Source organism: Hymenobacter sp., assembly GCF_036387835.1.
Lineage (GTDB): Bacteria > Bacteroidota > Bacteroidia > Cytophagales > Hymenobacteraceae > Hymenobacter.
In genome coordinates this window covers 18281-27623 of the sequence record NZ_DASVSY010000043.1, presented here as the reverse complement: position 1 = coordinate 27623, position 9343 = coordinate 18281, and the positions used below count along the sequence as shown (strand labels likewise).

Here is a 9343-nt window from a genome sequence, read left to right as displayed (position 1 = left end):
CACCATCAAGCCTACAACCAGCGGCACAATCAAATCGGTAGGATATTTAAAGCTAAAGTCGAAAATCAGCAATGCGGTGCCGCCCAAGTTGCTAAGCAACCACACGTACAGGGTGCGACCCAAAGCGGAAGGAGAGGAAGTAGCAGCAGAAAGGTAAGTGAAAGGCATAGTGCAAAAAATTGAAGTGGAAGGTAAACGATGGGTTAAAGTAACTTGTGCCGGTGAAAGGCCTGAATTGCTTGCTGAATGATATTTTTCGGGCGGCGAACGACTTACGGCTTGTGTTAGCTAGAAGGTTTCAGGTATTTAATAAATTATAAAAATGGGAAACATGTATGCGGCCAATGCTTTTGCCGCACCTGCCGTATCGGTAATTATATGTCTGGAAGACAATGCATTGCAGATGATGATTAGCTCGGTCAGTTGGTGCCTACGGAGTCCTTTTCCTTTTTTGGGACTGACTTTTTTGATTATTTATGCAAAAGGTGTTGGACGCTGCATATTCCTTCTAACTTTGCATCACAAAGCACTTCGACAATTATGAAGCCCGCCACCACCGACCCGCTTGCCCAACTTACCGAAATTCGCGCCATCATGGAGCGCAGCTCGCGGTTTTTGTCGCTGTCCGGGCTGAGCGGGGTGGGGGCGGGGGTGGTCGCACTGGTGGGCGTCACCATTGGCCATTTCTACCTCAAAAACGAGTACCCCGAGGGTTATTTGCGCCTCATGCAAACCTCGGTGGAAGAGCGGCGGACGGCCCTGCCGTTCTTGTTGCTGCTGTCGGGGGCAATGATAGGCGTGGCGCTTCTGGTGGCCTTTTACTTCACGCACCGCCGCACGCACCACGACGGGCAAAAGCTGTGGAGCGCCCCCGGGCGGCGGCTGGCCGTGGCCCTGGCGATACCGCTGGTGGCCGGCGGCCTGTTTTGCGTCCGCCTGTACTTGGGTGGCGACGCGGCCATGGTGGTGCCCGGCCTGCTGGTGTTCTATGGCTTGGCGCTGCTCAATGCCAGCAAATTCACCCTTGACGAAATTCGCTGGCTGGGGCTTACCCAAATCGGCCTGGGCCTGGTGTGCATGCTACTGCCGGGCTGGGGGCTGATTTTCTTTGGGCTGGGTTTTGGCCTGGGGCACATTGGCTACGGCCTGGTGATGTATAGCCGCTACGAGCGCGCCAATGCAGCCGGCGCGGCTGCTAAACCCGTAGTGTCCCGGTGAAGCACCTCATCCATACCCTCAACAAGGCCTTCGACCACCGCGTGCGGCTGGGCGTAATGGCCGTGCTGATGGCCAACGAAGCAGTCAGTTTCAACGACCTAAAGGAAGCGCTCGACCTGACCGACGGCAACCTCGCCAGCCACGTGGCCGCGCTCGAAAAGGCCGAATACGTGGCCGTCAGCAAGCAGTTCATTGGCAAAAAACCAAACACCACCTACGCGGCAACGCAAGCCGGCAAATTGGCTTTTCAGCAACACCTGACCACGCTGGAGAAGCTGCTGCGGCCCTGATTTTTGGCGGGGCTCGGATGCCCGTCTCTTTTTTTGCCTATTTACTTTGAAATACAAAGTTCTTTAAAATTACAGAAATGACACCTTTCACTGATTACCCGGAGCAGTTGCCATTTGGCACCACCCAACCCGTCTTTGCGGCCTTCGCCAAGCCGGCGGCGACGCCGCTCACCGCCACCCAAAAGCTCTTATTGATGCTGGGCGTGGTGTTGTTCGACTGGCTTTTTTGGCAGGAGGGAGGAGGGGTTAACGTTCTGTTGTTTACCATATTTGTGGTGGCGGCGCAAGTGGCATTGCTGCCCCGTCACGCAGCGGTGCGGCGCTCGGGCTGCTTCTGGCTGACGGTGGGAGGCAGCTTGCTGAGTGGCGCAATGGTGGCCGTGTACGGTTCGACAGCGGCCGGGCTGGCGTGCGTGGCTTCGGTGCTGCTCATGCTGGGCTACGTGAACCAGCCCCACCTCAAGCTGGTGCTTTATGCCCTGCTCACGGCGGCCAGCAGCGTGGCACAAGCCGGCCCGCGTGTGCTGCGAGGGGTGCGGGCCCCGCGCAACACCGGCGCCGGAATGCGGCGCGGGTGGTTCTACGGCCGCTTGTTTTTGGTGCCGCTTGTGATTCTGGGGGCGTTTCACTTCCTTTTTGCGGTGGCCAACCCCGTGTACCGCGACCTGAGCAGCCGGGCCTTCGAGTGGCTTGGCGAGTGGTTGGTGCGGTTGCTGCCCGATATTTCGCTGGGGCACCTCCTGTTCCTGGCACTGGGCTTTGTGGTCATGGCGGGGGTGCTGGTGGCGGTGCCTGTGCATTTCTACGCCGACCACGAGTCGCGGTTTGGCGAGTTTGTGCGGCGGCAACGCGACCGGGTGGCCTCCTTTGGGGTGCGCCGCCCCGACTTTAGTTGGAAAACAGCGGGGGCGCTCGACTTGCGCAAGGAGTTCATCGCGGCCGTGGCCGTGTTTGGGCTGGTGAATTTGCTGCTGCTGGTCGTCAATGCCATCGACGTCAACTGGCTCTGGTTCGGCTTCGTGCCGGAGCCCGGCTTCGACCTCGCGCAGTTCGTGCACGAAGGCACCTACGTGCTCATCCTCAGCATCCTGCTGGCCATGGGCATCGTGCTGTGGTTTTTCCGCCGCAACCTCAACTTCTATGCGCCCGGGCTGCCGTGGCTGCGCTGGGGCGCCACGGTGTGGGTGCTGCAAAACGCCGTGCTGGCCACGTCGGTGGGGCTGCGCAATTACTACTACATCCTGCACAGTGGCTTGGCTTACAAGCGCATTGGGGTGTGCTTTTTTCTGCTGCTCACGTTATTCGGCTTGGTTACGGTGCTGCTCAAAATCTGGCAGCGCCGCTCGGCCTACAGCCTCATTCGCCTCAATTCCCTGGCCGTGTACGCCGTGTTGCTGCTGCTGGCCGCCGGCAACTGGGAAAGCTGGATAGCCCGCTACAACCTGCAGTCCCGCTTTCGGCGCATGGACATCGGGTTTCTGCTCGACATGCCCGGCCGTGCGCTGCCCACGCTGGTGGCCCGGCGCGCCCTGCTTGACCAAGCCGTTGAACTGTCGGCGGAAAACGAGTATGGCACCACGGTCACCATCAGCGCCGCGCAGGCCCAGCAGCAGCTCGATGCCGCCGTGAGCCAGTGGCTCGGCCACTACCGGGCCCAGTCGGACTGGCAAGGGCGCACCTACGCCGACTGGCAGACGCACCGGGCCTTGCGGGACTGGAAGCCCCGGCCCCAGGCGTTCTAACAACCTTAAAACTTCCGCACGGTCGGTTTCTCGCAGAGGTTCGCGGAGGAAAAACGCGGAGGTCCGCAGAGGTCTGGCAGTCAACTCTGCGGACCTCCGCGTTTTTCCTCCGCGAACCTCTGCGAGAAAGCTCGTCAGCAAGCCGAGGGCATAATTCTTGAACCCAGTCTCTTTTGCTAAGCTCTTCCCATGACTCCTCTTCCCCAATTAGTCCTCACCATCCTGGGTGCCCTCTTTTGCATCGGCGACGTGGCCTTGCTCGGCGTGCTGCTCACGTGGCAGGAGCGGGCGGCTTCGCCGGAAGCGCGCTGGCGCCGCCTCGTGCGCGGGGTGTTGCCGGCCACCGCCGTGCTGCTGGGCCTGCTCTTGCTCGCTTTCACGCAGCTCATGCTGTTGTGGTCCAACCGCTAGCCTAGCGCCGTGAATGTGATGATAACGCAAAGCGAGTGGCAACGCTTGTTGCCTGCCCGGCCGGTGGTGCCCGCCCGGCTCTGGCTGGTGGTAGCGGCGGTGGCCGTGGCGGCGGTCAATTTGGGCTTTCGCGACGAAATCTGGCCGAATACGCCCGGCGCGTACCGCCTGTGGCAGGTGGTGGCGCTGGCGTCCGTAGCTGGGCTGGGGGCGGAGTTGCTTCTGGTGCTGTGGCGCTGGCCGCAGGCATACGCCGGCCCGCGGTGGGCGCGTTTCCTGTTCCGAACGGCGGTGCTGGGCCTGGTAACCGGGTCGGCGTTTGTTGGGGGCATCCTGTTGCTGCTGGTTTCGTTGGCCATGTTTCGCGGATGAAGGGGCCAGCCTACCCCACCGGTAGAAGCTGAACCTTATGAGGTATCCGGGTTTATTGTTTAGCTTGGCGGCCCACTGGGGTTCCCACGCCGATAAAAGCCCCTGACGGCATCACGCTTGCTTTTGCCTTATGGCCCGTTCGTCCCTGTTGGTTGTGCTCCTCATTGCCTTGCTGTTGGAGCTGGCGCTGACGGGGGGAGCGTTTTTCGCCCCAGCCTTCACCCTCAGTCAATTTGGGGTGAAATACGGGCCCGAAACCACTTTCCTGGCCTACATCGTGGCGTGGCTGCTGCTCTTTGTGTCGTTGGCGGTGGCCGTGGCCCTGGTGCAGGTGTGGAAGCGCCGGCCGGGTTTTGCCACGTGGTGCTACCTGCTGGGTGTGTGGTGGATAGGCATTGGCATCGGCATTTACTACGCCTTCGGCAAGGGCGACAACTTGCTGCTCGATTCCGTAAAAGGGCTTTTGATTGTGCTACTGACCTGGCGCTGCCAGGTCAGCCGGGGTATGGCGCGGCGTTACTGACGGCCACTCAGTATCTTGGCGGCTCTTGGTACCTCCGTTCTGCCCGCCCTATGCCCACTTCTTCCCACCCGCACCTGCACCCACAGCCCGCTTTCCCAAAACTGTCGCGCCTGGGCCGCACCCTGGCCGGCGCCCAAGTGCTGAAGGAAACGCTGAGCATGGTCTTCCTGGGGTTGCCCCTCATCAAGGAAGTGCCGCTGATATTGCTTTCGGCCTTGCCGGGGGTGGCCCTTTACCTGCTGCACTGGCACTTGGCACTGGGCCGGGCCGGGCGCGTTTTTGCCACGGCGGTCTGGGTTTTCACGTTCGTTGACGAGCTCTGGGGCCTGTTTCTGTTCGAAGAGTTGAATTCGCCCACCCGCGGGCAGGTTCGCATGCTGCACTGGAGCTATTTCCTGGGGCTGGGCATCATTCTGCTGGCCTTGGGCGAACTGGCGTGGCGCTGGCAGGCCCGGCGGGTGAAGGCCCGCCGCAACGTGCACCACCAAGCCCTCCTGGGTGCCCGGCAGCGCCGCTAGCGCCCGCCCAGCCGAGTCAGCCGCACAGTAATCACTCACTTTTGGGGCGAGGGACTGGTATATTTGTCCTTCCTTGCGGCGGGGGCTCAGCCCCGTCTTCCACCTGCTGCCTCGCATGGCCGACCTTAAACCGCCAATTTCTGCCCCTTCCACCGGAGCCAAACCGCAAGCTCCCCGCCGCCGCTGGCCGCTGCGGGTCAGCAGGTGGGCCTGGGTACTGTTCGGCTTGGTCATCATCTTCTTTCTGGTGTACCCGTTTTTGGTGAGCACCAACTTCATGTTTCTGTTTGGCAAGTCGCCCAGCTTGTCCGACCTGGAAAATCCCAAAGTCGAACAAGCCTCCGAGCTCTACACCTCCGACGGCGTGCTGATTGGCAAGTACTTCCGCGAAAACCGCTCGCCGGTGCCGCTCAGCCAAATGTCGCCGCTGCTCATCAAAGCCCTCATTGCCACCGAAGACGTGCGCTACTACGAGCATTCCGGCATTGACCTGGCGGCCGTGTTGGGCGGAGCGGTCTCGTCCTTGCGCGGCGAAAAGCGCGGCGGCTCCACCATCACCCAGCAGCTCGCCAAAAACCTCTACAAAATCCGCCGCCAGCAAAGCCGGGGCGGCTTGGGCTACATCCCGGTGGTGAGCACCATTGTGGCCAAAACCAAGGAATGGCTGACGGCCGTGGACCTGGAGCAGCGCTACACCAAAGAAGAAATCCTGCGGATGTACCTCAACACCGTGGAGTACGGGTCCAGCGCTTTCGGCATCAAGGTAGCCGCCAAGACCTTTTTCAACACCTCGCCCGACAGCCTCAAGCCCGAAGAAGCCGCCATGCTGGTGGGCGTGCTCAACAACCCCACGGCTTTCAACCCCAAGTTTCATCCGGCCGCGGCCTTGCGCCGGCGCAACGTGGTGCTCGACCGCATGGGCCAAGCCAACGTGCTGCCCGCCGCCGAAATTGCCGCGCTGAAAGCGAAGCCCATCGTGCTCGACTACCACGTCGAGCCCCACATCGACGGACCCGACACGTATTTCCGTAGTGCCGTCAGCCAATTCGTGGATGCCTGGTGCGACAGCACCGGCCACGACATGTACCGCGATGGCCTGAAAATTTACCTCACCATCGACTCGCGCATGCAGGCCCACGCCGAAGAAGCCCTGCACGAGCGCATGAAAACCTTGCAGCGGCAGTTCGACAACTTCTGGCGCAACCGCGGCAAAAACCCGTGGGTAGACGACGAAGGCAACGAAATCCCGGACTTCATCGCCACCCAGATGAAGCGCACCGAGAGCTACAAGACCTTGGCCAACCGCTACCGCAACCAGCCCCAGCGCCTGGATTCGGCCCTGAACGCCAAGCGCCCCATGAAGGTGTTTACCTGGAAAAAGGACGACAACGACACCACCCTCGTGATGTCGCCGCTCGATTCGCTGGCTTACTACAAGCACTTTTTGCAATCGGGGATGATGTCGATGGACCCCTTCACCGGCCAGATTAAGGCCTGGGTGGGCGGGCTCGATTACCGCTTCTTCCAGTACGACCACGTGAAGCAGGGCAAGCGCCAGGCGGGCTCCACGTTCAAGCCCTTTGTGTACCTCACGGCGCTCGACAACGGCTACTCCCCCTGCGACCGCATCCGCGACCAGCGCGTAACCATCAACTACGTCGAAAATGGCCAGCCCATGGAGTGGAAGCCCGACAACGTGACCCGCGAGTACACCGGCATCAACATGACTTTGCGGCACGCCATGGCCCGCTCCGTGAACTCCGTAACGGCCCAACTGACCGAGAAAGTGGGCTGGGAAAACGTGGCAAAATACGCGCACAAAGTGGGCATCACCAGCCCGCTGCTGCCCGTGCCCAGCATTGGCCTCGGCTCGGCCGGCGACGTGAGCGTGTACGAAATGGTGGACGCCTACAGCACGTTCATGAACACCGGTTTCCGCTCGGAACCCCGCCTGGTTACGCGCATCGAAGACCGCAACGGCAACGTCATCAAGCAATTCGACCCCAAGCAGCGGCGCGCCATTGCCCCGGAAACGGCATGGCTGATGCTTTACATGCTGCGCGGCGGCATGGACGAACCCGGCGGCACCTCACAGGCGCTGTGGGAATATGAACTGTGGAAGAAAAACAACCAGATCGGCGGCAAAACCGGCACCACCTCCAACTATTCCGATGGCTGGTACATGGGGGTCACCAAAGACCTTGTGACGGGGGTTTGGGTGGGCGGCGAAGACCGGAGCATTCACTTCCAGGGCTCCCAGCAGGGCGAAGGTGGCCGTACGGCGCTGCCTATCTTCGGCAAATACATGGAAAAGGTCTACGAAGATTCCGACCTCGGCATTACCATGGGCCCGTTCCCCAAATATCCCGGCAAAATCACGCGCCGCTACCAGTGCGTCTCCGAGCAGCCGCGCCGTCGTCAGGCAGAAGCCGTCGATACCATTGTGGTTGATAACCTGCTGGAAAATCTTAACAGCGGTGCCGTGCCCATACCGGATAGTTTATAAAGGGCAACAGGCTTGCATTACATGGAGATGGTGTTACCGCGTTGTAGCTTCCCGTCGGAATCGTACACGAGGACTTCCATCCAGCCAAGCTTGGCTGCTGATGATTCAATGGAATCGAGGATGCTAGTGGCGGCTGGAACCAAGCATTTTACTTCTAAATATCCGGGGTAACAGGGTACTTGCTGAACACGCAATTGACCTTCGTACGCAGTATTCAAGTGGTCAACATATCGCTTGTGCTTTCCAGTAAGTTCTCCGCATGCTCGTTTTGTGAGTTCATTGCAAGAAGTCATTAACAGAAGCAGAAAAAGCACCAAAGCTTTTCCAGAAGACTCCGTATGTTTAGGCTTATTCTGGAGCCAGTTAATATCCATCGTGTTTGCGATAAGAGCAGCTTTTCTCAGCGTCAATTGAACATGAAGCTTTGTTGCGGTTCTTTGACAACTTAATTCCTGATGTTACGCACGACCTGCACCTACTTGCTGGCAAGGCGCTTTGCCAGGGTGGTGAAAGGGCGTTTCCAGCGAATCAGCACAGGCTCTGCGTAACAGCAGTTAATTCTATGGTGCAATTCTATGAAATGTGACTTGGCTTACGCTGAAGCGCCAGCAAAGTAAACAGTAACCCGGCGGCTGTCAGTGCGGAAAGCCCCTGAAAACGGCCGCACCAACTGTGCGAAGTGTGCATAGCCTGATTTACTTCCAAGGAATTGCTCCAGGCAATAAAAGCGTCTGCCATAGGCAGTTGGCCGAAAAGGTAACGTTTCTGGCCACTGCTCTGAAAAGGAACCCCGAAGGCCTCAATGCTATTGCGCAGGCCAATAGCCGTAAGCGTGTCGCCGTAGCGCTGCATAACGCGTCGGCCCACGATGGATGCCGCGCCGCCCACATCCAGCAGCACTGGTCCCGAGTCGATATGCTCTGCGTTGTCTGCCTCCTGTGCCGATTCACGCATACCTGGCAAGCCAAACCGGGAAGTAAGGAAATAGTGCCGATACAAGCTGAAGTGTCGGCGGGCGTAAGTGGAGTCCACTTCGTACAGAAAGTTAAGTTGTTGACTTTGGGAGGCCCCAAGAGCTGCCTGCAGCACCTTGCCCGTAGTGGCGTCGGTTTTGTGCGGAATCATACCCAGAGAGTCGAGGCGGGTATCAACAGTAGTGAGCCACTGCCGGATGGTAGGTTGATAACGTGGCGGCAGTATCCGGTCATGCCAAGCCAGGGCGGCCAGGCACATTACCCCATCAGCCGGCCAAGCCTCCCCCGCATACGACTCAAGGTAGGGAGTTGAGCTTGCCGCAAGGGCTTGCGCTATTTGCCTGCAGTTTTGCTCGAACAGGTTTACGTCAGCAGCGGTTCGTTGAGCGGGCGGCTGCACCGACAAGTAGCGGCCCAGCAGGTAAGTAGACCAGCCTTGGTAATAGGCCCCATACGGTAGCGGCAAGTCTTGCTCAAATACGACGCGTCCGGCTGGCGAAAGAATAGCTCGCATCGCCCACGACGTTTCCACTAAAGCCTCATGATGCAAAGCTGAACTATCAGGCAAACCAGCCGCCAGCTCCACCCAGGTCAGGCCGTAAAGGGCGTTGAGGTATACGTAGCCCTCCGGATACACCTGTTGCATATCCTCCGCCGCCCCTTGGTGCATACGCGTCTTCAGGAAGCGCAACTGCCCTAGTAAGTCCTGATTGAGCGGCCGGCCGGCAATCCGGACCATCTGCGGCTGATAGTACAGCCGATAATTCAAGTAAACCAGGCAAAAGAGGG

General features: G+C 59.5%; 10 protein-coding genes. 8 read left to right on the top strand and 2 right to left on the bottom strand.

Annotated elements, in window-relative coordinates:
* Window positions 1-540: 540 nt before the first annotated feature.
* The 8 genes from VF639_RS08790 to VF639_RS08755 all read left to right on the top strand — a co-directional run bounded on the left by VF639_RS08790 (window position 541) and on the right by VF639_RS08755 (window position 7580).
* Entirely contained in the window at window positions 541-1218 is a 678-nt protein-coding gene (locus VF639_RS08790; RefSeq protein ID WP_331145524.1) for a hypothetical protein, read from the top strand.
* Window positions 1215-1508 carry a winged helix-turn-helix domain-containing protein gene (locus VF639_RS08785; protein ID WP_331145523.1) on the top strand — a complete coding sequence of 98 codons (294 nt, stop codon included), beginning with the start codon at window positions 1215-1217 and terminating at the stop codon, window positions 1506-1508. The genes VF639_RS08790 and VF639_RS08785 overlap by 4 nt, the downstream gene beginning before the upstream one ends.
* A gap of 77 nt (window positions 1509-1585) precedes the next feature.
* Complete coding sequence (locus VF639_RS08780) at window positions 1586-3250, top strand: DUF4153 domain-containing protein (RefSeq protein ID WP_331145522.1); 1665 nt, start codon at window positions 1586-1588, stop codon at window positions 3248-3250.
* 189 nt (window positions 3251-3439) lie between these two features.
* Window positions 3440-3661 (top strand): hypothetical protein, encoded by a 222-nt coding sequence (locus VF639_RS08775; RefSeq protein ID WP_331145521.1) that lies wholly within the window; start codon window positions 3440-3442, stop codon window positions 3659-3661.
* A 15-nt stretch (window positions 3662-3676) separates the two neighbouring features.
* Window positions 3677-4033: a hypothetical protein gene (locus VF639_RS08770; RefSeq protein ID WP_331145520.1), complete on the top strand. Its 357-nt coding sequence runs from the start codon at window positions 3677-3679 to the stop codon at window positions 4031-4033.
* A 130-nt stretch (window positions 4034-4163) separates the two neighbouring features.
* Window positions 4164-4556 (top strand): hypothetical protein, encoded by a 393-nt coding sequence (locus VF639_RS08765; protein WP_331145519.1) that lies wholly within the window; start codon window positions 4164-4166, stop codon window positions 4554-4556.
* A 50-nt stretch (window positions 4557-4606) separates the two neighbouring features.
* Window positions 4607-5074, top strand: a complete 468-nt coding sequence (locus VF639_RS08760; RefSeq protein WP_331145518.1) for a hypothetical protein — start codon at window positions 4607-4609, stop codon at window positions 5072-5074.
* A gap of 115 nt (window positions 5075-5189) precedes the next feature.
* Window positions 5190-7580 (top strand): penicillin-binding protein 1A, encoded by a 2391-nt coding sequence (locus tag VF639_RS08755; protein WP_331145517.1) that lies wholly within the window; start codon window positions 5190-5192, stop codon window positions 7578-7580.
* Between the two features lie 17 nt (window positions 7581-7597).
* Here VF639_RS08755 and VF639_RS08750 read toward each other — a convergent pair whose 3' ends face one another.
* Together VF639_RS08750 and VF639_RS08745 are read right to left on the bottom strand one after the other, a co-directional pair.
* Complete coding sequence (locus VF639_RS08750; RefSeq protein ID WP_331145516.1) at window positions 7598-7723, bottom strand: hypothetical protein; 126 nt, start codon at window positions 7721-7723, stop codon at window positions 7598-7600.
* A gap of 430 nt (window positions 7724-8153) precedes the next feature.
* Window positions 8154-9323, bottom strand: coding sequence for a hypothetical protein (locus VF639_RS08745; protein WP_331145515.1), 1170 nt, complete (start codon window positions 9321-9323; stop codon window positions 8154-8156).
* Between the last annotated feature and the right edge of the window lie 20 nt (window positions 9324-9343).